The sequence below is a fragment of the Streptomyces sp. NPDC098101 genome (assembly GCF_044760185.1).
In the GTDB taxonomy this organism is placed as follows: Bacteria; Actinomycetota; Actinomycetes; order Streptomycetales; family Streptomycetaceae; genus Streptomyces.
In genome coordinates this window covers 1,661,453-1,685,029 of record NZ_JBIWAS010000001.1, presented here as the reverse complement: position 1 = coordinate 1,685,029, position 23,577 = coordinate 1,661,453, and the positions used below count along the sequence as shown (strand labels likewise).

Sequence of the window (23,577 nt, the reverse complement as noted above, 5' to 3'; positions counted from 1 at the left end):
AACGCGTTGATAACATGTCAGCTGGTGAGACGGAACACCTGGTCGCCTTGGCGCAGGCCGAATGCCTCGGCCGCGGAGCCGCCGCGGACGACCAGTTCGGCGAAGCCGATCCCGGAACTTCCGACGGTGATTCCGGGTTCGCCGAGCGGGACGTCGGGGAGCCGGTCGTAACAGCGGACCCGGACGTCGCGGCCTTCGTGCCGGTTGTGCACGAGCAGGTCCTTCCCGGTGGCGTGGCCGGGGAGTTCGGCGGCCGGACGGTCCAGTTTGCAGTTGCCGAAGTTGTCCACGACGGCGATCCGCACCTCGGGTGCGGCGGACCGGCCCACGTCCGTGGGCTTTCCGGGGACCGGGTGGCCGTCGGCCAGCCAGCGGGCCAGCAGGGGTGCGTACCAGAGGCTCCGGAACTGGGTGCGGGCCATTTCCTCGATCTCGTCGGGCGTCAGCCGGGCCCATTCGGCGGCGGCGGTCTCCAGGACCTCGCGGACGTCGGTGACCTGAACCTCCGTCAGCCCCAGGTAGGTCGCCAGCGGGGCGAGGACCCGGGGGTTCGCCGTGGTGACGACGAGGTGGTCTCCGTGGCGGAAGTGGCAGAACGGGACGCCGTTGGGCCAGTGGCCGTCCCTGGGGGCGATGTTGACCAGGACCACCACCGGCTGCGTCGGCCCGCCGATCAGGTCCGTGGAGCGGAGCAGGTCGAGCAGCGTGAGGGCGGCGGCGCCCTCCGGGTCCGGTCCTTCCAGCGGCAGGACGGTCGGCGTGGCGCCGAAGAGGGCGGCGATCCGGGTGGACTGCCGGGCCAGGGCGTTGGGGTCGGCGCAGTCGGTGAGGGAGACGACCGGGGGGAGGGTCATGGCGGGGGCTTCGCCTTCTGTGAGTGGGGAGGGGGGTCCGTCGGCGTCCGGGACCGTCGGCGATCGGGTGGGGACGACAAAAAACGGACCCTCCGTATTCGGAGGGTCCGTCGCGTCCTGCGCGCACACGGCTTCGCTAGCGAAGCGCCTCCGGGGGCGGGGGCATCATTCGCATCATGGCGAGGGCGGCGGTGTGCTGCATGGGCGGGAGGGTAGCACCGGGGAGGAGCGCCGGGAGCCTCTGTCCACGGAGTGGAACATCCGGACCGTGATCGCCCCGAGCACGAGGGCGGAGGCGACGGCGGTCGGGCACCTCCCCGGTCGGTGTCCGGCGGCCGTCCCGCGCGTACGCCCCCGGAGGCGATCGTTCGGCCGGGCCCTCGTCCGCCGTGACGCGTCGCGTACGGCCTCCGGACGGCGGACACCCGGGTGGAGGCCCTGCCGTCGGGCTTCTCCTCGCGCGGGTCGCACACCGGAGCCGGTGGGAGGGGGTCGGCTCGGCGCTGCCCGGTCCTCTCGCTCCCCTCCCCCGGGCCGAACGGGGCGGGATCATCGGCACCGGGGCCGTCCGCCGTCCGGGCCGGGCACGGTGCCGGGCCGGAGCTCGATGAGGTCGTCTGTGTGTCCTCGGTGGCCGCGGCCGGGCGTCTCGGCCCAGCGGCGGACTGCCTGCCGCAGGTGCTCGGCCGGTACTTCACGGAGCGGCGCGAGTGACCGTCCGCCCCCGCGAGCCGGGAGGGGTGGGTCACGATCGGCTGCGGGGCGTTCGCGGGGCGTCGTGGGCTCTGTTCCACTGGGGGGATGAGGTGGGTGCGGGCCATGGGTGGCGGGGCGGGCGGGTGGCGGATGTTTCCCGAAGGGCATCCCCGGGCGCGGTTCGTTCCGCCGCTGCTGGTCCTGACGTTCCTCAGCGGGCTGGTGGACGCGGCGAGCTTCCTGGGGCTCGGCCGGGTCTTCGTGGCCAACATGACCGGCAACGTGGTGTTCCTCGGGTTCGCCCTGTCCGGCGTCGCCCAGTTGTCGGCCCTCGCCTCCGCCGTGGCGTTGACGGGGTTCCTGGCCGGGGCGGTCGCGGGCGGCGCGTGGCGGCGGAACGCCGAACCCGGGCGGCTTTTCGCGCCGCTGGTCGGGGTCCAGGGGCTCCTGGTCGCGCTCGCTCTCGCGGGCCAGTGGGCCGGGTGGGGTCGCTACGCGGTGCTGGTCCCCCTGGCCTGCGGCATGGGCCTGCAGAACGCCGTCGTGCACCGCCTGGGAGTGCCCGACCTGACCACGACCGTCATGACCCGGACCCTCACCGGGCTGGCCGCGGACCGGCCGGGGCCGGCGACCGTACGGCGCGGGGCGTCGGTGGTGACGCTCGCGGCGGGAGCCCTGGCCGGCGGACTGCTGCACGCCCACGCCGGAGTGGAGGCGGTCCTCGTCGCGGCCCTGGTCCTGTCGCTCGCCGTCGCCCTGGCCGCGCTCCGCGGACGCTGATCACCGGGGGCCGGTGGCCGCGTCCGCGGAGCCGCCGGTCACGGCCGGGGGTCCGTACCGAGCCGGTCGAGTTCTCGTCCGGCGTTCCTGGCGATGGCGGCGGCCAGGTCCTTCGCCTCCCGCGCTCCGCCGGAGGTCTGTTCGCCCGCGCAGAGCGTCCTGGACTGCGCGAGGTGGGCGCGGAGGCCGTCGGTGAGGATCCGTTCGAACTCCCTTCCCGTCGTCTTCTCCGCTCTTTTGAGGGTGCCGAGGCCGACCATGCCGGGCATGTCGTGTCCCTCGTGGGGGCGGGTGTCGGGGACGCCCGAGAGGGCCAGGAGTTCCCGCAGTCCCGCCAGTTCCTCCTCCAGTCGTGTTCCGGTGCGGGCCGCGAGGGCCACGAGGGCGGGGTCCTTCGTGCGCGAGGGCGCCAGGCCGGTCAGGAGGCGGGCCCGCTCGTTCATGGGGATCATCAGCTGGATCCACGCGGTGTCGGTGGCGTTGAAGGCCGCTGGTCGCGGCGGGCCGGTCACCGGCTGCGCGGTGCAGCCGGTGACCAGGAGCGCCGCGAGCAGGGCCCACGCCGTCCGCGCGGTCAGAAGGTGCCGGCGGAGTTGCACTTGGCGCTCTGCACGATGCAGTTCTTCACCCGCTGCCCCAGGGCCGCGTTGTCCCAGGCGTTGAAGAAGTCCCCGTGGATGGAGGACGCCATGCCGGAGGAGAGGGAGAAGCCCGCGGAGCTTCCGGAGGTCGGGTAGCCGATGACGAAGGAGACGGACGGGATGGCGACGGGGTGGTCGCCGCCGCACTTGCCGTTCCGGGCGAAGGCGACGTGCGACTTGTGGTCCGGGCTGTCGAGGTGCTTGCCGTCCCAGCAGTCGGGGAAGAGCAGCTGGTGGACGAGCTTGGCCTTGGGGGCGCAGACCGGCCAGTTGCCGTCGGCGCTGCGGCCGATCTCGCCTCCTTCCCCGGCGCAGAAGAACTGGTTGGCCGAGCCCGCCGGGGTGGGCACCTGGGACTTGGCGTTGCCCGCGATCATGCGGAACCCCTGGGGGAAGGGGACGGTCGCCGTGGGGTCGGGCAGCCGGGAGCCGTAGTAGACGATGACCCCGTCGGACTCGACGGCCCTGCCGCCCTCGTAGAGGGTGGGGATCCAGTACGCGGACAGGTCCTCGGCGGGGGTGCAGCTGGTGCCCGTGTGGGCCAGCAGGCTCTGCGTCGTGGTGAACGCGTCGGTGCTCCTGTTGCCGAAGAAGCTGTGCATGTGGGAGGCGCCGGGTAGGCCCGGGACGACGATCGGGTCGTCGGGCTTGGAGTGGCTGTAGGCGCAGGTGGCGTTGAACTCGGGCACGCGGACCGTGTCGGCGGGCACCGGGGCCGGGGTCATGGCCCGGAACTGCGCCAGCTGGGTGTTCCACGCCGTCTGGTCGACGGCGACCCAGCCGGGTGCGGTGCCGCCGCCGTTTCCGGTGCCGTCGTCGAAGGAGAACCAGTTGATGTTGACGAAGTCGCCGGGCGCGGTGCTGCGCATGACGGCGAACAGCGTCTGGGGGCCGGTGGGGTGGGTGGCGACGGTGGCGGTCCGGGTCGTCCAGGTCTGCCAGCCGCCGGTCGGGGAGATCGGGAAGGTCGCGAGCAGCGGTCCGGTCGGCGAGCCGGTGCGCAGTTCCACGGTGCCGGGGCCGCCGGTGGCGGAGGCGACGCGGGCCGAGGCCGTCAGGGGTCCGGCGGCCCCGAGGTCGACGCCGTCGAAGCGCATCCAGTCGCCGTCGGCGAGGTAGGCGACGTTCTGGCCGCCGTCGGTGTCCGCGGTCGTTTCGACGCCCACGCCGGACTGTGCCGCGTAGGACTCGGCCTGGACGACGACGGTGGCGGCCCAGGCGGTCCGGGCGGTGAGCGTGATGCCGAGCGCGGCGGCCAGGGCGACCGCCAGTACACCCGCCATCAGGGTGTGGAGGGGGAGGGATCGTCTGCGCATGTCTGTTCCTCTCTGTTTTCGAGGGGGGAAGAGGAGGCGGGGGGAGACGGGGGCGGGGCCGCCCTGGTTCGGCGGCGGCCCCGCCGGGATCCTCGGCCGGTGCCGGTCCGGCTACTGGTAGACGCGGACGTAGTCGACGAGCATCTTGGAGGGGAAGGGGGTGGTGGCGTCGGTGGGGCCGGGCCAGTCGCCGCCGACCGCGAGGTTGAGGATCATGTAGTGCGGGTGGTCGAAGATCCAGGGCCCGCGGGTCCGCTCGACCTGCTCCTTGTCGAGGGTGAGGACGGTCCGTCCGTCGAGGCTGTAGACGATGCCCTTGCTGGTCCAGTCGGCGGCCCAGGTGTGGAAGTCGTCGGAGAAGTCGGCGTCCTGGGGCAGCCGGTACGGCGCGCCGATGCCGCCGCCGCCGTTGTAGGCGGGCGCGTGGACCGTGGAGTACGAGGTCTTCACGTCCTTGCCGAGGACCTCCAGGATGTCGATCTCGCCGTTGTAGGGCCACGGCCGGCCGGTCAGGAAGTCGGCGCCCATCATCCAGAAGGCGGGCCAGAGGCCGTTGCCCTTGGGGACCTTGACGCGTGCTTCGACCCGCCCGTAGGTGAACTGGAAGGTGGCGCCGGTGTTCATGCGGGCCGAGGTGTACTGGCAGGTGGTGCTGCCGGTCAGCGGGTCGGGCGGGCATCCCCTGCCCGGGGTGGCCTGCTTGCGCGCTTCCAGGACGAGGTGTCCGGTGCCGTCCAGGGCGGCGTTGTCGTGGTCGGTGTAGTACTGCAGCTCGCCGTTCTGTCCGGTGCCCGGGTCGGCCCTCCACTTGGCCGGGTCGGGCTTGGCCCCGGCGGCGCCGTCGAACTCGTCGCTCCAGACCAGTCGGGGCGGGTTCGCCGGGTCGGGCGGGAGCGGCGGTGCCGGGTTCGGCGCGCCGCCGGTGCCGTACACCTGGAACTCCCAGAGGGAGTAGCCGTAGGCGGTGGCGCGCTCAGTGCCGTACAGCCGTACGTGACGGCCGGTGCCGGAGACCGTGAGGGTCTGATTGAAGCCGGTTCCGGTCGTGGTCGAGTAGATCGGCGTCCAGTCGGTGCCGTTCGGTGAGACCTGGATCTGGAAGGACTTGGCGTAGGCGGGGTCCCACTGGAGGACGATCCTGTTGATCCGCGCGGTGGCGCCGAGGTCGACGGAGATCCAGGCGGGGTCCGTCCAGCCGGTGGTGGAGCTGGTCGCCCACCGGGAGGCGGGGTCGCGGTCGAAGGCCCGGGCGGGGGTGCACTCCCAGCAGTTCTGGTCGCTCTGGGAGGAGGAGGCCGCGCCCGGCCGGCCGTAGGAGAGCAGGGTGTCCCCGGTGTTTCCGCCGTCGGTGCCGGTGGTGCGGACGGCGAAGGTCCAGAGGGAGTAGCCGTAGGCGGTGGCGCGTTCGGTCGCGGCCATACGCACGTAGCGGCCGGCGCCGGAGACGGTGAGGTTCTGGGTTCCGCCGGTGCCCGACGTCGTCTCGTACAAGGTCCGCCACGTGGAAGCGTCGTCGGAGACCTGGATGCGGAAGGACTTGGCGTAGGCCGCCTCCCAGGCGAGGGTCACGCCGCAGAGTTCGCGGGTGGCGCCGAGGTCGACCTGGATCCACTGGGCGGCGGCGAAGGCGCTGGACCAGCGGGTCGTGCCGTCGCCGTCCACCGCGTTGGCGGCGGCGAAGGCGCCCTCGGTGCTGGAGGCGGTGGCGTTCCCGCCCCGGGCGGCGTCCGCGCTTCCGCAGGTGGCGCCGGCGGAGCCGTACACCTGGAACTCCCAGAGGGAGTAGCCGTAGGCGGTGGCGCGTTCGGTCGCGGCCATGCGCACGTAGCGGCCGGTGCCCGAGACGGTGAGGTTCTGGGTGCCGCCAGTGCCCGACGTCGTCTCGTACAGGGTCCGCCACGTACTGCCGTCGTCGGAGACCTGGATACGGAAGGACTTGGCGTAGGCCGCCTCCCAGTGGAGGGCGACCCGGCCGACGGCGGTGCTCGTGCCGAGGTCGACCTGGATCCACTGGTTGTCCGTGAAGGCGCTGGACCAGCGGGTGCCGGTGTCGCCGTCGACCGCGGCGGCCGGGGCGAAGGCGCCCTCGGTGCTGGAGGCGGTGACGTTCTTGCCCTGGGACAGCGGGGCTTCCGCGGCGCGGGCGGGTGGGGCGGGGGCGGCGGTGAAGGTGAGCAGGGTGGTCACGACGGCGACGAACAGACCGACGCGGCGAAGCAGCGGACGCACGGCGTCTCCTCAAGGGGGGAAGGGTGAGGGAGCGCTCCCTGAGGGGTGAGAATGGGCCGGTCCGGATCGGCTGTCAAGGCTTCGGTTCACTTGCTGGAAACACCACGTACTCATCAACGCCCTTGCGGGGAACGGTTTCTCATGGTCCGTCAGGAGGCCTGTATACGTGCCGCACCAGGGGAAAGGCGGGGGCGGAGGGGCCGTGCGGCCGGGGTGCGGAACGGCCTCCGGGCGGAGCGGCGGTCGTCTTCACACGGCCGTTGACATGGGTGTCGGTGGGGCGTCATCCTCGCCGGAGAACGCTCCCCGAAGGGGTCGGGCGCCGTCGATCGAATGGACCGGGATGAAACGACCCACGCTGGAAGTGGTCGCCGCACGCGCGGGCGTGTCCAAGTCGAGCGTCTCCCGGGTCGTCAACGGCGAGACGACCGTCGCCCCGCAGATCCGCGAGGTCGTGATGCGGGCCGTCCGCGAGCTGGGTTACGTGCCCAACGCGGCCGCCCGCAACCTCGTCACCCGCCGGACGAACGCGGTGGCCGTCGTCGTCTCCGACCCGCCCCAGGGCGTGGTCTCCGACGACCCCCTGTTCTCCACCGTCGTGCGTGCCGTGAGCAGGGAGCTGGAGGCCGCCGGGAAGCAGGTCGTCCTGATGCTCGCGGAGTCCGACCGGAGCCGGGCCCGGGTGGAGGCGTACGTGGCCGGGGGGCACGTGGACGGCGTCATGCTGGTCGCGCTGCACGGGACGGATCCGCTGCCGGCGGCGCTGGCCAGGACGGGTCTGCCGATGGCCTCGTTCAACCGCACGTCCGTGCCGCAGGTGCCGTACGCGGGCCTGGACAACGCCGGCGGCGCCGCGCTCGCCGTGCGGCACCTGCTGGAGCGGGGGCGGCGCAGGATCGCGGCCATCACCGGCCCCCTGGACCTGTTCGAGGCCCGCGAGCGGCTCGACGGCTACCGGGAGGCGCTCCGGGGAACCGGCCGCCGGTCGATCGTCGCGCTGGGCGACTTCACCCGGGCGTCGGGAGCCGAGGCCATGCGGCAGCTCCTGGAGGACGATCCGGCGCTGGACGCCGTGTTCGCGTCCAACGACCTGATGGCGATCGGGGCCCTGCGGACGCTGCGGCAGGCGGGCCGCCGCGTGCCCGAGGACGTGGCGGTCGTCGGCTTCGACGACATCGAGGCCGCCGCGTACACCGCGCCGGCGCTCACCTCCGTACGCAGTCCCATGGCCGATCAGGCCATCGCCACGGTCCATCTCCTCCTCGGGCTCATCGAGGGCGGTCCCCGGGAGCCGGTCGTCATCCCGAACGAGCTCGTGGTCCGCGAGTCGACCTGAGCCCTCGTCGTGGTACGACACGGACGGCGGCCGCCCGGGGAGGAATCCGGGCGGCCGGTGGTGTCGGGAGCGCGATGGTACCGGGAGTGCGGTGGTACCGGGAGTGCGGTGGGCGTGCGCGGGGTCGGGAGCCTCGCGTCAGCTCTTGGCGCGGATGCGGACGCGGTCGAGGGGAGCCGGGGAGATCGTCTTGCGGGCCTTGAGGTACTCCACGAAGCTCTCGTGGTCGGGGCCGTTGCGGACGGGGGCGGTGTAGCCGGCGAAGGCGCCGTATCCGTCGGCCCCGATGACCGTGTAGGCGAGGGCGGCGACCCGGTAGGTGCGGGCGGGGTCGAGCGGGCGGCCGTTGATCACCACGTCGCGGGGAGAGACGCGGTCGCCGACCGGCCGGGCCGGGTCGTAGCTGTACGAGACGTTGCGGGACACGGCGAGCGGTGCGGACTTCACCGTGCCGTCGGCCTGCGTCTGCCACTGCTGTTCGAGGATCGCGTCGAGCTGACGTCCCGTCACGCCGACGGTGAGGACCGGGTTTCCGTAGCCGTAGGCGTTCCAGGACTCGCCGAACAGGATGCGTCCGTCCGCGTCGGCGGGGTGAGCGCCCTTGGCGAACGGCAGGTCGCCCCGGACGGCGTTGCTGCCCTTGGCGGGCCGTGCGGAGATCAGCGCCAGGTCGGCCCGCCCCGCGCGGGTGCGGTTGGCGTTCCAGTACTGCGCGTCGGCGTACAGGTCGGCCGCGGTGCTCTCCCCCGCGACGTTCGGCGTCCGGGTGAAGGAGCCCGTCTGCCGGGCGAGCGGCTCGGCGAACCGCCGGGCGCCGCGCTCGACCCAGTAGTCGACGATCCCCTGGACCTCGGGGTCCGGTGCCACGTCGCGTGTCACCGCGTGGTTGACGGACCGGGTGCGGTCCCTGAGGACCTCACCGGTCCTCGGGTCGAGGGAGAGGTTGATCTCGTTGATCACGGCGCCGTGGTTGCCCGCCTCCACGATCGGGCGCGGTACCCCGGCCGGGTCGGGCACCATGCAGTTGAAGCGCCAGTGCCAGTCTCCCGTGACGATCGCGTCGATCTCGGCGGGGACCTTCTTCGCCAGTTCGAAGACCGGGCCGGAGACGGCGTCGCAGGCGTCGTAGCCCGCGTTCGCGGTGTCCTTCGGCGAGCCGCCCTCGTGCACGTTGAGGACGATGGCCTCGACGCCGCGCCGCTTGAGCTCCCCGGTGTAGCGCGCGATGGTCTCCGCCTGGTCGAGGGCGCGCAGCTTCGGCTGGAAGGAGGTCGAGTTGGTGACGGCCCCCTCCACCGTGGTGCTGATGAAGCCGACGGGGATCCGCTTGCCGCCGGTGGAGGCGAACCACTCGACGCGGTACGGGTCGACCACCGGGCGGCCGGTCCGCGCGTCGACGACGTTGCCCGACTGGAAGTCGAAGTCGGCGCCGTGGAAGCGGCGTCCGGTGGAGTCCGTGAAGCAGCTGTCCACGTCGATCCGGCCGAAGCAGCGACCCTCTTGCATGTGCTGGACCAGGAACTCCGGGGAGACGTCGAGCTCGTGGTTGCCCATGGCGGAGAAGCGGACGCCGAGCTTGTTGAGGACCTCGATCGTCGGTTCGTCCTGGAAGGCGTCCACTTCGAAGGGCCAGCCGGCGAAGCTGTCGCCGGTGGCGAAGGTGACGGAGCGGGGGTGGCCGCTACGGAGCCGCTCGAGGTGGGTGGCGAGGTAGGCGGCGCCGCCGACGGTGACCGAGGTGCCGCGCCCGGTGGGGATGGAGCCGCCCTGCGCGGCGGTGGGCGGCTGCAGGTGGCCGTGGAAGTCGGTGATGCTGAGGAGTTGGACGTCTACGGTGTCGTCTGCGGCTGCCGGTGAGACGGACAGTGCGCCGCCGAGGAGGGCGGTGCCCGCGGCGATGACGCCGATCCGGCGAAGGAAGTTTCTCAAGGCGATGACTCCTTCGGAGTGGGACGAGCGCACTCATCCCACTCCGCGCGGGTGTCATGGCCATGAACGTCGTGCTGCGGTCCAAGGCATGGGGAATGACCGCTTCAGCGAAGTGCCGCCCGGCGGGCGGGCGATGGAAACGGGAGGGGGCCGGGGGCCCAACTGCCGTGGCCCCGGGGGCTAAGACGGTTCCTGCCGGACGGCCGATACGGCCTGTCGTGCTCGGTCGGCGTGCTCGGTCGGCGTGCTCGGTCGGCGTGCTCGGTCGGCGTGCTCGGTCGGCGTGCTCGGTCGGCGTGCTCGGTCGGCGCCTTCGGCCGACCTCTTCGGCCGACCTCTTCGCGTCCGGTCGCGTCCGGTCGCGACCGGTCAGTCCAGACGGCGGATCCACCAGACGCAGAGTCCGGTCAGGGCCAGGGCGAGGCCGAGGTAGAGGCCGGTCTCGGCCCATTGGAGGGCCCAGAAGTTGCCGGCGGGCTGGTACGTCACCTGCTGCCGGTAGCCCAGGGCGCCGAGGTCGACGAGGCAACCGTCGAACTGCCGCAGGGTGGGCGGGCCGGACTCGGTGCGCAGGCAGTCGGCGAAGGACGACGGCACGGCGGAGGGACGGCCCGCGGCGTCCAGCGTCTGCTGGGAGGTTTCCCAGGCACCGGGCACCTCGGGATGCGCGACGATCCGCTTCGCGTCCTCCTGGATGCTGATGGGGGCGCCGCCGGGCTCGATCGGCACGACGGTCCGGTCCGTGGCGGCCAGGTGCGCCCGGATCCACGTCGGCACGGCGATCTGGACGGCGGCGTAGAGGGCGAACGTGGCGGCCATCGCGGGCAGGGTGCGGCGGATGAGCAGGCCGAGGGCGACGCCCAGGACGAAGGCGAAGGCCGCGTGGGCCACGGGGACGACGCCCCGTGCGGCGAAGGCCATGGGGTCGAGACGCGGGAAGTACGTGTCCGTCGCTCCCCCGCCGTCGACGGCCCGGTCGATGGGGCTGCTCCACCAGCTCACCGCGAGCGCGGTCAGTCCGGCGGCGGCCATGGAGGCCGCCGTGCCGAGGCCCAGCTTGGCCGCCAGCCAGCGGGTGCGGGTGACGCCCTGGTTCCACGCGAGGTGGTGGGTGCCGGTCTCCAGCTCCCGGGAGACCAGCGGCGCGCCCCAGAACATCCCGATGACCGCCGGCACGGCGAGTACGGCCAGCAGTCCGGTGTAGTAGAGGGTCTGGTCCGAGGTGGAGACCCGGTCCGCCAGGCCGCTGCCGGCCGTCCGGTAGAGGTCGGCCAGTTGCGGTCCGGTGGTCGCGAGGATCGCGGCGAAGGCGGCCACGGCGGCGAACAGCACGGCGGCCTGGGTGCGGAACTGGCGCCAGGTCAGCCAGATCATCGGAGTACCTCCAGCGCGGGTCGGGTGTCGCGTACCGCATCGGCGGGCCGGGTCATGTAGGCCAGGACGATGTCTTCCAGGCCGAGCGGGCCGACGGTCCAGAACGGGTCGTGGACCGGGGTGTCGGTGCGCACCAGGAGGGTGGTCTGCCGATCGGTGTGGCTGGCGGTGATGACGTGCCGGCCCGCAGGGAGCCCGTCCGGGTCGCGGCGCGGCCCGGTGAGCCGGTGGTGGCGGGCGACCAGGTCGTCGATGTCGCCGGCCACCTGCACCCGGGAGTCGACCAGCACGATGACGTAGTCGCAGGTCCGCTCCACGTCCGAGACCAGGTGGGAGGAGAGCACGACGCTCAGCTCGTGCTCGGCGACGGCCTCCATCAGGTCCTGCATGAACTCCCGCCGGGCGAGCGGGTCCAGTGCCGCGACCGGCTCGTCCAGGATGAGCAGCTCCGGCCGCTTGGCGATGCCCAGGGTGAGGGCGAGCTGCGCGCGCTGGCCACCGGAGAGCCTGCCGGCCTTCTGCTCGGGGTCCAGGCCGAGGCGGCGGATCCGGTCACGCGCCACGACGTCGTCCCAGTTCGGGTTGAGGCGCCGGCCGAAGTCGAGGTGGTCGGCGACGCTCAGGGCGGTGTAGACCGGGGTGTCCTGGGCGACGAAGCCGACCTTGGCCAGCTGTTCCGCGCCCGCAGCGGGGCGCCCGCCGCACACTTCGATGGTTCCGGCCGTCGGGGTCAACATGCCGGAGGCCAGTTTCAGCAGGGTCGACTTTCCGGCGCCGTTGGGGCCGACCAGGCCCACCACCCGGCCGACGGGGACGTCCAGGTCGCAGTTGCGCAGCGCCCAGCGCTGCTTGTACTTCTTGCCCAGGCCCTGGGCTCGCAAGACGGTGTTCACGCTACGTCCTCTCCCGCGGCGTTGCGAAACGTGTTCACGAAGAGCGCCTCGATGTTCTCGTCGTCGAGGCCGGCCAGCCGCGCCTTGGTCAGCCAGCGCTGCAGGTCCTTGCGCAGGAGAGCGTGTGCGGCGAGCGAGGCGTCGGCCAGCGTGCGGGTCACGAACGTCCCCACACCCGGCCGGGCGGCCACGAGGCCCTCGTGCTCCAGCTCCCGGTAGGCCTTGAGCACGGTGTTCGGATTGACCGCCACCTGCCTGGCCACCTCCTTGACCGTGGGAAGCCTGTCCCCCTCCTCGAGCAGGCCCAGCCGCAGCGCGTGGCGCACCTGCTGGACCAGCTGCTGGTACGGGGACGCGCCGGACCGTTCGTTCAGGTGGAACTCAATCACCCGATCCTCCATTTATCTAGTTAGCTAGTACTTTAGCTTCCTCATGTGATGGCTCGTCAACAGCGAGGCGCCGGGCACATCGAGGGAACGCGCCGCCGGTTCCGAGCATCCTCACCACTGCACCGAGAGGCGTGACGCCTCTCCGACCTCGAAAGAGACAGTGAGTACCGCCATGAACGCGTCCCCCGTCAGCACTGTCACCGCCCCGGTGTCCACCGCGAGCGGAAGGAGCCGGGCCTTCGCGACGGCGTCGGCATGTGCCGGAGGGCTCCTCCTCGGCGTCCTGACCAACCTGGCCCAGGGCTGGCTCCCGGGGGCCTGGAACCAGATCGCCAACTCCGGCGCGGTCTGGTCCGTCGCCGCGTTCGTCGCGGGCGCGCTGCTTGCCCGGCGGGTCGGCCTGCCCGTGGCCGCCGTCGCGGGGCTGTGCGCCGAGTCCGGTCTCGTCATCGGGTACTACGGCTACGCGGAGGTCGCGCGCGACGGCATGGGCTCCCTGTTCGCGCCCCTCGTCTGGCTGGGCATGGCGTTCGTCGCCGGTCCGCTGTTCGGGGTGGCGGGCCACTGGTGGCGGAGCGACAACCCGCACCGGCGCGTCATCGGTCTCGCCGCCCTCGCGGGCGTCTTCGGCATGGAGGCCGTCCACTACGCCTGGGGCCTGCACTACGCGCCCCAGGCGTGGGCCTGCCTCGCCGCCCTGGTCCTCGTGACGCTGCTCATGGGCCGCACCCACAAGGAACGCGGACTGGCCCTGCTGACCTCCGTCGCCTTCTCGCTGGTGGCCCACCTCGTCTTCCACAAGCTGATCCTGGAGAGGCTCCTCGGCTGACGCGTCCTCGTCCCGTCCCGGCTCCCACTCCGACTCCCGCTCCGGTTGCCGCTCCGAGCCGCGTGAGTGAGCTTGTAGGGGGTACGGGGAGGTTCCGAGCGGGACCGACCGATCCCCGGTCGTCCGATCCTCAGGAGGAAACATGACTCACCCGGAGCAGGACCCGAACCAGCAGGAGGGCCCCGCTGACGGTGGCGCGGCGGGCACGCCCGGCGTGCACGACGGCGGTGCCGACGGCGGAGCCGAAGGCCCTGCGGACGGTGGCGCGGCGGGCACGCCGGGCGTCCACGACGGCGGTGCCGACGGCGGAGCCGAGGGTCCCGCTGACGGTGGCGCTGCCGGTACGCCCGGCGTGCACGACGGCGGTGCCGACGGGGGCGCCGAGGGTCCCGCTGACGGCGGCGCGGCGGGCACGCCCGGCGTCCATGACGGCGGTGCCGACGGCGGAGCCGAAGGCCCTGCGGACGGTGGCGCTGCCGGTACGCCCGGCGTGCACGACGGCGGTGCCGACGGCGCGGCCGACGAGACCGGTCGCGGCGTTTGAGCACGGCCCCCACGACGCTTCGGGACACCGCCGCCGACACCGGCCGCGGTGTCCTCGAGTCGCGTCTGACGCACCTCAGCCGCGAGGACTTCGCCCGTGACGTCTGGGGGCGCGCCCCGCTGCTCACGCGCGGGGCCGGTGACTTCTCCGACCTGTTCTCGGCGTCCGCCGTGGACGAGCTGGTCTCCCGGCGCGGGCTGCGCACGCCGTTCCTGCGCGTCGCCAAGGACGGCTCCACCCTTCCCGAGTCCTCGTTCACCTCCTCCGGAGGGGTCGGCGCGACGGTCGCGGACCAGCTCGACGACACCGCCCTGTGGCGGAGCTTCGCCGACGGCGCCACCCTGGTCCTGCAGGCGCTGCAGCGCACCTGGGAGCCGGTCGCGGACCTCGCGTCGCGGCTCGGCACGGAGCTGGGGCACCCGGTGCAGGCCAACGCGTACGTCACCCCGCCGCAGAACCGCGGGTTCGACGACCACCACGACGTCCACGACGTCTTCGTCCTCCAGATCGCCGGCACCAAGCGCTGGATCGTCCACGAGCCCGTGCACCCGGACCCGCTGCGCGACCAGCCCTGGACCGACCACCGCTCCGCCGTCGCCGACGCCGCCCGGGGCGAGGCGTACCTCGACACCGTGCTCGAACCGGGCGACGTCCTCTACCTGCCGCGCGGCTGGCTGCACGCCGCCGAGGCGCAGGGCGCGGTGTCGATCCACGTGACGCTCGGCGTCCACGTCTGGACGCGGCACGCGCTCGCCGAACAGCTCGCGCGGGCCGCCCTCGCGCTCCTGCGCGACGACCCGGAGATGCGCGGCTCCCTCCCGCTGGGCGTGGAGGGGCCGGACGGCGAACTCGACCTCGTGCGCCGGCGTCTCGTCGCCGCCCTCGCCGAGGCCGATCCCGCTCCCCTGTTCCACCGCGCCCGTCGCGGCCAGGCGCGGCCCGGGCCCCTGGGGCCGCTGGCGCAGCTCGCGGCCGTCGACGGGCTCTCGGCCGCGACGCCGGTGCGGCTGCGCGAGGCGCTGGAGGCACGGCTCGACGGCGGGCGGCTCTCCACCCGTGTGGGCTGGCTCGACTTCCCGGAGGCGGACCTGCCACGGGTGCGCCGGATCCTCGACGGGGAGGTCCACCACGCCGGTGACCTCGGTCTTCCCTTCGTCGAACGACTTCTGCGGGCGGGCGTCCTGGTGCCTGCCGGGCCGTGAAGCGGGCGGCATGACGGCTCCCGCGCGCTTCTTCTGCGCCGACGCGGCCCGGCTGCGCGGCGACGCGCTCGCGGGCACCGCGCCGTACGGCTCGGTCTGGATCCTCATCGAGCACCGGGCCGGCTGGCCGCCCAACGGCTTCGACGGCCTCGACCTCGAACCGGAGGTCAAGGCACGGGTGTACGCCGCCGCCCAGGCGCTGCGCGCCCGGATGCTGCTGATCAGGCGCCACGGGCGCCGCAGGCCGGACGATCCGCCGCGCTGGGCCGTCCTGCGGTACGACGGGGACGGCGCCCACCGCCAGAAGTGGGGCGTCTGGCGGAACGACAAGGACCTGGCGGAGATCGTCGACGCCCTGGACGCGCCCGGAGAGCGGGACCACCCGCCCGTCGTCCTCGTCTGCGCCCACGGCACGCACGACGCCTGCTGCGCCGTCCGGGGCCGTCCGGTGGGGCGCGCGCTGAGCGACCGCTGGCCCGAGCTGGTGTGGGAGTGCACGCACGTGGGGGGCGACCGGTTCGCCGCCAACGTCGTCGTCGCGCCCGACGGCGTCTACTACGGCAACCTCGACGCCGCCTCGGCGGTGACGGTGCTCGAAGGCCACCTGGCGGACCGCATCGGCGCGGACCACCTGCGCGGCTACACCGACCTCGTCCCGTCCCAGCAGGCCGCCCTGTCCGCCGTGCTCCGGCACGCGGGCCCGTCGGGTCGGCACGACTACGCGATCGAGGAGACGGTCCGCGAGGGCGACCGGTGGCGGATCCGCGTCACCGGCCGCCTCGCCGGCCTCTCGGCCTTCGACGTCGAGGTCCGCGCCCACCGCTCCCCTCCCCTCCGGCTCACCTGCCGCGGCCTGGGCGCCGCCTCGGCGGTGTCCTACGAGGTCGTCTCGCTCCACGTCGGCTGATCCGGCGCCCGGCGGCGGTGCGAGCGGGAAGATCCCGTCCGTCGTGCCGGTGGTCATGACGGAGCCGGAAGGGGGTAGGCAGAAGCGCAACGAACACCACGGCACACCCTGGGAAGTGACCGCCATGACTGACGACGCCTACCTCTTTCTCGTCGACACCGACCTCGGCCCGGGCTGGCGGGGCACGCCCGTCTCCCTCGTCGGGGAGCTGGAGTGTCTGGGGACCCCGGCCGTGCGGGCCTGGCTCGACGCCCACGGGACCGATGTGAACTCCCCGGCGCTGCGCGTCGTGCCGCCGGAGCAGACCGGGATGATTCCCGAGGAGGCCGAGCGGCTGCCGGTGCCGCTGGACGGGGAGGAGCTGGAGCGGGTGCGCCGGGCCGGTGCGACCGATCCGGTGGCGGCCGTCGAGGAGGAGCTGCTGGCCTACCGCGACAGCGAGGAGGGCCGCGAAGCCCTGCTGCACAAGGCGCTGGCGGCCGGCGTGCCGGCCCACCGCATCGTGGAGCTGTCCGGGGTGGATCCCGCCTCCCTGCCGTCCGCGCCCCGTTCCTGAACCGCGGCTCTCCGTCGGCGCCGGGCGTCAGTTCCCTTCGGTCTCGAAGGTGCGCAGCAGGTCGGCGGCGACGCTCACGGCGATGGTCGCGGGTTCCTTGCCGGTGATGTCGGCGAGTCCGATCGGGGTCTTGATCCGGTCGACGGCGGCCTCGTCGTGACCGCCCTCCGTGAGGAGGCGCTTGCGGAAGCGCCCCCATTTGGCCGACGAGCCGATCAGCCCGACGGACCCCAGGTGGGGCGTGCGCAGCGCCGCGTCGCACAGGGCGGCGTCCTCGGCGTGGTCGTGGGTCATGACCAGGACGTGGGTGCCGCGCGGCAGTTGTTCCAGGACCTCCTCGGGCAGCAGGGGCGTGTGGTGGACCCGTACCGCCGCCACCGCGTCCGCGAGGACGGCGAGCCGGTCCTCGGCCAGGACGGCGGAGCGGCTGTCGATCAGGTGGAGGTCGAGGTCCTGACGGGCCAGGATGCGGGCCAGTTCCATTCCGACGTGCCCGACGCCGAAGATCGCCACCGTCCGTACCACCGGCAGGGGTTCGAGCAGGACCGAGACCGTCCCGCCGCAGCACTGCACGCCGTGGCGGTTGGTCACCTTGTCGTTCAGGGCGAAGTCGATCAGCTCCGGTTCGGGCGCGGGCGCGGCGATCAGCTCCCGGGCCCGGTCGATCGCGACCGCCTCGACGTTGCCGCCGCCGATCGAGCCCCACGTCTCGGTCCGCCCCACGACGAGTTTCGCGCCGGCGTCGCGGGGGGCGTGGCCGCGCACGGCCGCGACGGTCACGAGCACGCCGGGCTCCCGGCGGGCCCGCAGCCGCGCGACCGCGGTGACCCAGGTCATGTCAGGCACCGCGCGACGCTTCCGCCCCGGGCCGGGCGGCGTCGCCGGCCCGGCGGGCCGCCTCGACCGCCCAGTACACCGCCTCCGGCGTGGCGGGCGAGGCGAGTTCCACGCCGGTTCCGGCGGGGCCGAACGCCGCGGCGGCCTGCCGCAGTGCCTCCCGTACCGAGAAGGCCAGCATCAGCGGGGGCTCGCCCACGGCCTTGGAGCCGTAGACCGCGCCCTCCTCGGTGGCGTTCTCCAGGAGGCGCACGTGGAACTCCTCGGGCATCTCGGAGAAGCTGGGCAGCTTGTACGTGCTCGCCGCCCTGGTCAGCAGTCGGCCGCGGTGCGGTCCGTCGCCGGTGTCCCAGCGCAGGTCTTCGAGGGTGAGCCACCCCGCGCCCTGGACGAAGCCGCCCTCGACCTGGCCGATGTCGATCATCGGGGAGAGGCTGTCGCCGACGTCGTGGACGATGTCCACCCGCCGGATGCGGTACGCGCCGGTGAAGCCGTCCACCTCGACCTCGGCCGCCGCGGCGCCGTAGGAGAAGTACTTGAACGGCGAGCCCCGGAACGTCTTCGCGTCCCAGTGGAGGCCCTCGGTGCGGTAGAAGCCGGCCGCCGACAGCTGGACCCGCTGGAAGTAGGCGGTGCGGACCAGGTCGTCCCAGGGCAGTTCCCCGTCGCCGCCGAGGACGCGGGCGACGCCCTCGACGATCCGTACGTCGGAGGCGTTCGCGCCCAGCCGGGTGGCGGCCACCCGCGTCAGGCGTTCGCGCAGCTGCTCGCAGGCGTTCTTCACCGCCCCGCCGTTGAGGTCGGCCCCGGCGCTGGCGGCGGTGGCGGAGGTGTTGGGCACCTTGTCGGTCCGGGTCGGGGCGAGGCGGACCTTGTGGAGCGGGATGCCCAGGGTGGTCGCGGCGACCTGCAGCATCTTGGTGTGCAGTCCCTGGCCCATCTCGGTGCCGCCGTGGTTGACCAGGACCGAGCCGTCCTTGTAGATCAGCACGAGCGCGCCGCCCTGGTTGAAGGCGGTGAGGTTGAACGAGATGCCGAACTTGATGCCGGTGACGGCGAGCCCCCGCTTGGTGTGCGGATGCGCGGCGTTGAACGCCGCGATCTCGCGCCGGCGGTGGGCGACGTCGCCGTCGTCCTGGACCTGCCGCCAGACGGTGGAGATCCGTTCGGCGTGGGCGACCGGCTGTCCGTACGGCGTCGTCTGACCCTGCCCCGGGCGGTAGAAGTTGCGTTCCCGCAGCTCCATGGGGTCGAGGCCGAGCAGCGGCGCGCACCGGCCCATGATGTCCTCGATCACCAACATGCCCTGGGGTCCGCCGAAGCCGCGGAAGGCGGTGTTGGAGACCTTGTTGGTCTTGGCGACGCGGCCGGCGACGCGGGCGTTCGGGATCCAGTAGGTGTTGTCGATGTGGCACAGCGCGCGGGCGACCACCGGCTCGGACAGGTCGAGGCTCCAGCCGCCGTCCGCGGTCAGGGTGGCGTCCAGGGCCTGGATGCGGCCGTCGGCGTCGAAGCCGATCCTCCACTCGGCGTGGAAGCCGTGGCGCTTGCCGGACATGGTCAGGTCCTGGGTCCTGTTGAGCCGGACCCGGACCGGCCGGCCGGTCAGCCTGGCGCCGAGCGCGGCGACGGCCGCGAACCCGTGCGGCTGCATCTCCTTGCCGCCGAAGCCGCCGCCCATCCGGAGGCACTGCACGGTCACCTCGTGACTGGGCAGTCCGAGCACGTGCGCGACGATCTCCTGCGTCTCCGAGGGGTGCTGGGTGCTGCTCTGGACGAACATCTGCCCGTTCTCGTCGACCAGGGCCAGCGCCGCGTGCGTCTCCAGGTAGAAGTGCTCCTGGTCGGAGAACTGGAACTCGCCCGAGAAGACGTGCGCGGAGTCGGCGAAGCCGGCGTCGACGTCGCCGGTGAGCATCACGGGCCGGGCGCCGTGGAAGCTCCCGGCGGCGATCGCGTCCCGCAGGGAGATCAGGGAGGGCCGTTCGTCGAGTTCCACCTCGACGGCCGCCGCGCCGAGGCGGGCCGCCTCCGCGGTCTCGCCGAGCACCCAGGCGACCGCGTGGCCGTGGAACATGACCTCGTCGGGGAAGAGCGGTTCGTCGTGCTTCATCCCGGCGTCGTTGACCCCGGGCACGTCGGCTCCGGTCAGTACGCGGACCACGCCGGGCACGGCGAGCGCGGGCCCGGTGCGCAGCGCGGTGATCCTGCCGCGGGCCTTCATGACCTGGACGGGGTGGGCGTGCAGCACGTCCTTGGTGCGGTGCACCAGGTCGTCGGTGTAGAGCGCGGCGCCCGTGACGTGCAGGTGGGCGCTCTCGTGCGGCATCGAGACGCCGACGACGGGCTTCGCGGGACGCTCGGACAGGTGGCTCATGACGACACCGTCCCGGTGGTTCGCACGTACAGCTTCCTCAGGCTCTGGCCGAGCATCTCGGCACGGTAGGCGGCACTGGCACGGTGGTCGTCCATGGGGGTGCCCTGGGTCCGCAGCACCCGGGCCGCGGCCTCGACGGTCTCCTCGGTCCACGGCTCGCCCTCCAGGGCGGCCTCGGTGGCGAGGGCGCGGATCGGGGTGGCGGCCACGCCGCCCAGGCCGATGCGCGCCTTGCGGACCGTGCCGTCCTCGATGTCGAGCGCGAAGGCGACCGCCACGCCGGAGATGTCGTCGAAGCGGCGCTTGGCGATCTTGTGGAAGGAGGTGACCGGCGACAGGGGCAGCGGGACGCGCACCGCGCGGATCAGCTCGCCGGGGCGGCGCACGCTCTGCCGGTAGCCGGTGAAGTAGTCCGCGAGCGGGACCTCGCGCTCGCCGTCGGCGTCGGCGAGGACCACCGACGCGTCGAGCGCGAGCAGGACCGGCAGGCTGTCTCCGATGGGGGATCCGGTTCCCAGGTTGCCGCCGAGGGTCGCGCCGTTGCGGATGAGCCGGGAGGCGAACTGCGGGAAGAGTTCGGCGAGGAGCGGCACGGAGCCGTCGAGGCGGCGTTCGATCTCGGTGAGCGTGAGCGCCGCTCCGATCTCGATGCGGTCGGACGCGACCCGCAGTTCGCGCAGTTCGGGCAGCCGGTCGACGGCGACGACGCAATCCGCCCGCCGGGAGAGGAGGTTGACCTCCACGCCCCAGTCGGTGGATCCGGCGATCACCACGGCGTCGGGCCGCTCCCGCAGCAGCCGCAGCGTTTCGTCCAGGGTGTTCCTCCGCAGGAACGTACGGTCGTCCCGGGTGTACTCGGTGGCCACCGGTTCCGGCGGGGACTGCTCGCGGCGCCGGGCCAGGGGGTCCCCTTCCGGGGGCGTGCCGACGGCGAAGGCGGCGTCGCGGATGGGTCGGTAGCCGGTGCAGCGGCACAAGTTGCCGCTCAGCGCGTGCAGGTCGAAGCCGTTCGGACCGTGCTCGGGGTCGGTGCGGGCAGCCGGGTCCGCGGGTGCCCGGCGGTCGGGCCGGTAGTACTCGGCGGCCATGCTGCAGACGAACCCCGGTGTGCAGTAGCCGCATTGGGAGCCGCCGCGGACCGCCATCTCCTCCTGCACCGGGTGCAGGGCGGCCGGCGTGCCGGCCTCGGCGGTGGTGGCGAGGCCCTCCGAGGTGACGACCTCCTGGCCGTCGAGGGCCGCGACCGGGAGCAGACAGGCGTTGACGGCCACCCAGTCGGTGGGCTCGTGCGTCCCGGGGCGGGCGACCAGGACCGCGCAGGCCCCGCACTCGCCCTCGGCACAGCCCTCCTTGGTGCCGGTGAGGCCGCGCTCGCGCAGGAAGTCGAGGACCGTGGTGTGGGGCGCGGCCGGTGAGATCGGCGCTTCGTCGCCGTTGACCGTGATGCGCGCCGCCGTCACGACAGGCCTGCGTTTCGGCGCGCGGACGAGCGGTTCATCGTGTTCGTCAATGTTTCAGACAGCTTTCTGTGCTCGGACGCGCCGCGCGGGAGGGAGGTGCGCAAGAGGGCGTGCGTCAGCGAGGTACTGGAAAAAGATGGGGGAAAGCGGCGGGGATTTACGAGACCCGCGATGCGCCGTGGACGGGCGCGGGAGATAAGGGGCGCGTTCAGCAGCCGTGCGCGATCTGGCCCGGGACCCAGGCGGTGCACTCGACGAGGCGACCGAGGTCGGAGTGGGTGGACATCCGCGGGTCGCCTCCTTCCGGGAGCTGTGGGACGACGCTGACCGGCAAGCTAGTGGCCGGCGCCGTGGAGGTCAAGGGAAGGGCGTGACGGAGCGGTGGTCGTCGTTCCTCCTGGCGGACCGTCGCGATCGCTGCTACGTTTCCGGAGGCCGTGCGAGAGAACGAGGAGGTGGTACCCGTGAACGCAGTATCGACATGGGTGCTCCCCTCAGGGGTTACGGTCGGGCGATAGGTCGTCCGGGAGCGCCGTTCCAGAGCACTCCCGAAAGGCACGACCGTGCACTTCCTCTCCGAACGACGCCTCGACGACGGCGTCCTCGAACGCGCATTCACCCTCGGCGGCATCCCCGGCATCCTGTGGACGCCCGCCTCCTCCCCCGCACCGGCGCCGCTGATCCTGCTCGGCCACCCGCCGCTCGGGCTCCGCAGGATGTATCCCCGGCTGGTGGACCGGGCCCGGCAGGCGGCGGCGGACGGCTTCGCCTCGGCCACCATCGAGCTTCCCGGAAGCGGCGACCGGCCCCCGCTGGCCGGAGCCGAACGGGCCCGTGCCGATCTGCGCCGGGCCCTGGAGGCCGGCGGGCCGGTCGACGGCGGGATCGTCGACGCCCTCGTCCTCCCCCTCGTGGAGGAGTCGGTGCCCGAGTGGCGGGCCGCCCTGGACGCCCTCCTGACACTGCCCGGGATCGGCGGCCCGGTCGGGTACTCGGGAGGAGTGATCTCCGTCGGCATCCGGCTCGCGGTGGTAGAGCCGCGCGTCTCGGCCGCCGTGCTGTTCGCCGGGAGCCTGGTGCCCGCCGCCATGTTCGAGGAGGCCCGCCGGGTCACCGTCCCGCTGCACGTCCTGTTGCAGTGGGACGACGAAGGGAACGACCGGCAGGCGGCCCTGGACCTGTTCGACGCCTTCGGCTCCGAGGAGAAGACGCTGCACGCCAACATGGGCGGGCACACCGGCGTCCCTCCGTACGCGGGGGACGCCGCGGCCCGGTTCTTCACCCGGCACCTGAAGTAGGGCCTGTCGGCGGACAGCGGGCCGGTGACCTTCCGCGCGTCGCGCAGGGAGGCACCGGTCCGCTCCCGGCGCGGTCGTCAGGTGCGTCGCAGCGTGCAACTCCCCTCGGCGCAGGAGCGGCGCAGCCGCCCGGCGGAGACCGTCTCCACGAGGCCGACGGCCCAGCACATCGGGCAGCCGCGCAGGGCGACCAGACCGATCGGGGCGAGCAGCAGACCCATGGGCCCGACGGCCCGGAACAGAACCAGTGAACCGACGAGCGCGCCGAAGCCGATCGCGCCGCGGGCCAGGTGGCGCGGGACGGTGGCGCTCGCGAAGCCGCCGCGCCGTGGCGCGCGGTCACCGGCGGGGACGCCGGACGAGGCGGGGTCGATCGTGGTGAGGTCGATCGTGGTGAGGTCGGTCTTGGTGAGGTCGGTCTTGGTGAGGTCGGGTGTCATCGGCCTCGTCCTTCCGTGGATGCCGGCTCCTCGCGCAGTGCTTCGCGTACCGCCGAACGGGCCCGGTGCAGACGGGACTTCATCGCGGCGGTGCTCAGCCCGAGCCGGCCCGCGACGGCACGGCCGGGAAGGCCCTGGACGTCCCGCATGATCAGTACCTGGCGCTGGTCGGCCGGCAGGGCGGCGATGACGGCTCCGACGCGTTCGGCCTCCAGGAGCAGCAGGGCCTCCTCCTCGGCGGACCGTACGGCGTCGCCGGATGCGTGGCCCTCGTCGGCCGCCCCGGGGTGGCCCGGGGCGGGCGGGCCGTGGGAGAGCAGGGCGCGGGTGCGGCGCAGGCACTCGTTGCGGACGATCCGGAACATCCACGACGCCAGCGCTCCGGAGGCCCGCAACATGCCGATCTTGCGGTAGAGGACGAGCAGCGCTTCCTGGGCGGCGTCCTCGGCGTCCTGAGGTGTGGCGCACAGGGTGCGCGCGAACCGGTGCACGTGGGGGTACGAGCCGTGGACCAGGGCGGTGAGCGCCTCCGCGTCACCGCGCTGCGCCGCGGCGACCAGGGTCGCGCCGGGCCAGGTGCGGTCAGCCACGCCGACGCCTCCGGCGGCGCAGCACCGTGACGGTGCACGCGCACAGCAGCAGCGCGGCGGCCGTGGCGATGACGACGGTGGTCATGGGTTCCTCCCGGTG

21 protein-coding genes are annotated in these 23,577 nt (G+C 73.1%); 7 read left to right on the top strand and 14 right to left on the bottom strand.

Features of this window, described 5'->3' with window-relative positions:
- Positions 1–17: 17 nt before the first annotated feature.
- Entirely contained in the window at positions 18–854 is an 837-nt protein-coding gene (locus ACIQVI_RS07095) for an SAM hydroxide adenosyltransferase (protein WP_403592073.1), read from the bottom strand.
- A gap of 801 nt (positions 855–1,655) precedes the next feature.
- Between ACIQVI_RS07095 and ACIQVI_RS07090 the strand changes: the two genes are divergently transcribed.
- The gene (locus tag ACIQVI_RS07090; RefSeq protein ID WP_403592070.1) at positions 1,656–2,330 is read left to right on the top strand and encodes a YoaK family protein; all 675 of its coding nucleotides are present in this window, start codon (positions 1,656–1,658) and stop codon (positions 2,328–2,330) included.
- 38 nt (positions 2,331–2,368) lie between these two features.
- On the opposite strand, the gene ACIQVI_RS07085 is transcribed toward ACIQVI_RS07090, so the two are convergent.
- From ACIQVI_RS07085 to ACIQVI_RS07075, 3 genes are all read right to left on the bottom strand, one after another.
- The gene (locus tag ACIQVI_RS07085; protein WP_403592067.1) at positions 2,369–2,929 is read right to left on the bottom strand and encodes a DUF305 domain-containing protein; all 561 of its coding nucleotides are present in this window, start codon (positions 2,927–2,929) and stop codon (positions 2,369–2,371) included.
- Positions 2,905–4,287: a DUF1996 domain-containing protein gene (locus ACIQVI_RS07080; protein ID WP_403592064.1), complete on the bottom strand. Its 1,383-nt coding sequence runs from the start codon at positions 4,285–4,287 to the stop codon at positions 2,905–2,907. Before ACIQVI_RS07080 ends, ACIQVI_RS07085 begins: the two co-directional genes overlap by 25 nt.
- 111 nt (positions 4,288–4,398) lie before the next feature.
- Positions 4,399–6,516, bottom strand: a complete 2,118-nt coding sequence (locus tag ACIQVI_RS07075; RefSeq protein WP_403592061.1) for a discoidin domain-containing protein — start codon at positions 6,514–6,516, stop codon at positions 4,399–4,401.
- Positions 6,517–6,859: 343 nt separating this feature from the next.
- Here ACIQVI_RS07075 and ACIQVI_RS07070 point away from each other — a divergent pair, with 343 nt between their 5' ends.
- Positions 6,860–7,852, top strand: coding sequence for a LacI family DNA-binding transcriptional regulator (locus tag ACIQVI_RS07070; RefSeq protein ID WP_351971212.1), 993 nt, complete (start codon positions 6,860–6,862; stop codon positions 7,850–7,852).
- Positions 7,853–7,990: 138 nt separating this feature from the next.
- On the opposite strand, the gene ACIQVI_RS07065 is transcribed toward ACIQVI_RS07070, so the two are convergent.
- The 4 genes from ACIQVI_RS07065 to ACIQVI_RS07050 all read right to left on the bottom strand — a co-directional run bounded on the left by ACIQVI_RS07065 (position 7,991) and on the right by ACIQVI_RS07050 (position 12,449).
- Positions 7,991–9,781, bottom strand: a complete 1,791-nt coding sequence (locus ACIQVI_RS07065) for a bifunctional metallophosphatase/5'-nucleotidase (RefSeq protein WP_403592058.1) — start codon at positions 9,779–9,781, stop codon at positions 7,991–7,993.
- A gap of 369 nt (positions 9,782–10,150) precedes the next feature.
- Positions 10,151–11,155, bottom strand: a complete 1,005-nt coding sequence (locus ACIQVI_RS07060) for an ABC transporter permease subunit (RefSeq protein ID WP_403592055.1) — start codon at positions 11,153–11,155, stop codon at positions 10,151–10,153.
- Positions 11,152–12,048, bottom strand: a complete 897-nt coding sequence (locus tag ACIQVI_RS07055) for an ABC transporter ATP-binding protein (RefSeq protein ID WP_403592052.1) — start codon at positions 12,046–12,048, stop codon at positions 11,152–11,154. The genes ACIQVI_RS07060 and ACIQVI_RS07055 overlap by 4 nt, the downstream gene beginning before the upstream one ends.
- Complete coding sequence (locus tag ACIQVI_RS07050; RefSeq protein WP_351968884.1) at positions 12,045–12,449, bottom strand: GntR family transcriptional regulator; 405 nt, start codon at positions 12,447–12,449, stop codon at positions 12,045–12,047. Before ACIQVI_RS07050 ends, ACIQVI_RS07055 begins: the two co-directional genes overlap by 4 nt.
- Positions 12,450–12,609: 160 nt before the next feature.
- Here ACIQVI_RS07050 and ACIQVI_RS07045 point away from each other — a divergent pair, with 160 nt between their 5' ends.
- Positions 12,610–13,266, top strand: a complete 657-nt coding sequence (locus ACIQVI_RS07045; protein ID WP_403592049.1) for a DUF6518 family protein — start codon at positions 12,610–12,612, stop codon at positions 13,264–13,266.
- A gap of 130 nt (positions 13,267–13,396) precedes the next feature.
- On the opposite strand, the gene ACIQVI_RS07040 is transcribed toward ACIQVI_RS07045, so the two are convergent.
- Positions 13,397–13,762 carry a hypothetical protein gene (locus ACIQVI_RS07040; protein ID WP_403592046.1) on the bottom strand — a complete coding sequence of 122 codons (366 nt, stop codon included), beginning with the start codon at positions 13,760–13,762 and terminating at the stop codon, positions 13,397–13,399.
- Positions 13,763–13,806: 44 nt separating this feature from the next.
- On the opposite strand from ACIQVI_RS07040, the gene ACIQVI_RS07035 reads away from it, so the two are divergent.
- From ACIQVI_RS07035 to ACIQVI_RS07025, 3 genes are all read left to right on the top strand, one after another.
- Positions 13,807–15,012 carry a cupin domain-containing protein gene (locus tag ACIQVI_RS07035; protein ID WP_403592043.1) on the top strand — a complete coding sequence of 402 codons (1,206 nt, stop codon included), beginning with the start codon at positions 13,807–13,809 and terminating at the stop codon, positions 15,010–15,012.
- Positions 15,013–15,022: 10 nt separating this feature from the next.
- On the top strand, positions 15,023–15,919 hold the full coding sequence (locus tag ACIQVI_RS07030; protein ID WP_403592040.1) for a sucrase ferredoxin: 897 nt from the start codon (positions 15,023–15,025) through the stop codon (positions 15,917–15,919).
- 124 nt (positions 15,920–16,043) lie between these two features.
- Positions 16,044–16,475: a DUF6003 family protein gene (locus ACIQVI_RS07025; protein ID WP_403592037.1), complete on the top strand. Its 432-nt coding sequence runs from the start codon at positions 16,044–16,046 to the stop codon at positions 16,473–16,475.
- A gap of 27 nt (positions 16,476–16,502) precedes the next feature.
- Here the strand turns inward: ACIQVI_RS07025 and xdhC are convergent, their stop codons facing one another.
- The 3 genes from xdhC to ACIQVI_RS07010 are packed head-to-tail and all read right to left on the bottom strand — an operon-like array spanning position 16,503 to position 21,149.
- Complete coding sequence (gene xdhC, locus ACIQVI_RS07020) at positions 16,503–17,312, bottom strand: xanthine dehydrogenase accessory protein XdhC (RefSeq protein WP_351968877.1); 810 nt, start codon at positions 17,310–17,312, stop codon at positions 16,503–16,505.
- 1 nt (position 17,313) lies between these two features.
- Positions 17,314–19,689 carry a xanthine dehydrogenase molybdopterin binding subunit gene (gene xdhB, locus ACIQVI_RS07015; protein WP_403592033.1) on the bottom strand — a complete coding sequence of 792 codons (2,376 nt, stop codon included), beginning with the start codon at positions 19,687–19,689 and terminating at the stop codon, positions 17,314–17,316.
- The gene (locus ACIQVI_RS07010; protein WP_403592031.1) at positions 19,686–21,149 is read right to left on the bottom strand and encodes a xanthine dehydrogenase small subunit; all 1,464 of its coding nucleotides are present in this window, start codon (positions 21,147–21,149) and stop codon (positions 19,686–19,688) included. The genes xdhB and ACIQVI_RS07010 overlap by 4 nt, the downstream gene beginning before the upstream one ends.
- Positions 21,150–21,712: 563 nt before the next feature.
- Here ACIQVI_RS07010 and ACIQVI_RS07005 point away from each other — a divergent pair.
- Positions 21,713–22,447 (top strand): dienelactone hydrolase family protein, encoded by a 735-nt coding sequence (locus ACIQVI_RS07005; protein WP_403592028.1) that lies wholly within the window; start codon positions 21,713–21,715, stop codon positions 22,445–22,447.
- A 77-nt stretch (positions 22,448–22,524) separates the two neighbouring features.
- On the opposite strand, the gene ACIQVI_RS07000 is transcribed toward ACIQVI_RS07005, so the two are convergent.
- Positions 22,525–22,887 (bottom strand): hypothetical protein, encoded by a 363-nt coding sequence (locus ACIQVI_RS07000; RefSeq protein ID WP_403592025.1) that lies wholly within the window; start codon positions 22,885–22,887, stop codon positions 22,525–22,527.
- On the bottom strand, positions 22,884–23,477 hold the full coding sequence (locus ACIQVI_RS06995; RefSeq protein ID WP_403592022.1) for an RNA polymerase sigma factor: 594 nt from the start codon (positions 23,475–23,477) through the stop codon (positions 22,884–22,886). The genes ACIQVI_RS07000 and ACIQVI_RS06995 overlap by 4 nt, the downstream gene beginning before the upstream one ends.
- Between the last annotated feature and the right edge of the window lie 100 nt (positions 23,478–23,577).

Bases quoted from the DNA above. Each gene is read 5' to 3' on its own strand.
- ACIQVI_RS07095 (WP_403592073.1), bottom strand. From the start codon at position 854: ATGACCCTCCCCCCGGTCGTCTCCCTCACCGACTGCGCCGACCCCAAC.
- ACIQVI_RS07090 (WP_403592070.1), top strand. From the start codon at position 1,656: ATGAGGTGGGTGCGGGCCATGGGTGGCGGGGCGGGCGGGTGGCGGATG.
- ACIQVI_RS07080 (WP_403592064.1), bottom strand. From the start codon at position 4,287: ATGCGCAGACGATCCCTCCCCCTCCACACCCTGATGGCGGGTGTACTG.
- ACIQVI_RS07070 (WP_351971212.1), top strand. From the start codon at position 6,860: ATGAAACGACCCACGCTGGAAGTGGTCGCCGCACGCGCGGGCGTGTCC.
- ACIQVI_RS07060 (WP_403592055.1), bottom strand. From the start codon at position 11,155: ATGATCTGGCTGACCTGGCGCCAGTTCCGCACCCAGGCCGCCGTGCTG.
- ACIQVI_RS07050 (WP_351968884.1), bottom strand. From the start codon at position 12,449: ATGGAGGATCGGGTGATTGAGTTCCACCTGAACGAACGGTCCGGCGCG.
- ACIQVI_RS07045 (WP_403592049.1), top strand. From the start codon at position 12,610: ATGAACGCGTCCCCCGTCAGCACTGTCACCGCCCCGGTGTCCACCGCG.
- ACIQVI_RS07030 (WP_403592040.1), top strand. From the start codon at position 15,023: ATGACGGCTCCCGCGCGCTTCTTCTGCGCCGACGCGGCCCGGCTGCGC.
- ACIQVI_RS07025 (WP_403592037.1), top strand. From the start codon at position 16,044: ATGACTGACGACGCCTACCTCTTTCTCGTCGACACCGACCTCGGCCCG.
- xdhC (WP_351968877.1), bottom strand. From the start codon at position 17,312: ATGACCTGGGTCACCGCGGTCGCGCGGCTGCGGGCCCGCCGGGAGCCC.
- xdhB (WP_403592033.1), bottom strand. From the start codon at position 19,689: ATGAGCCACCTGTCCGAGCGTCCCGCGAAGCCCGTCGTCGGCGTCTCG.
- ACIQVI_RS07000 (WP_403592025.1), bottom strand. From the start codon at position 22,887: ATGACACCCGACCTCACCAAGACCGACCTCACCAAGACCGACCTCACC.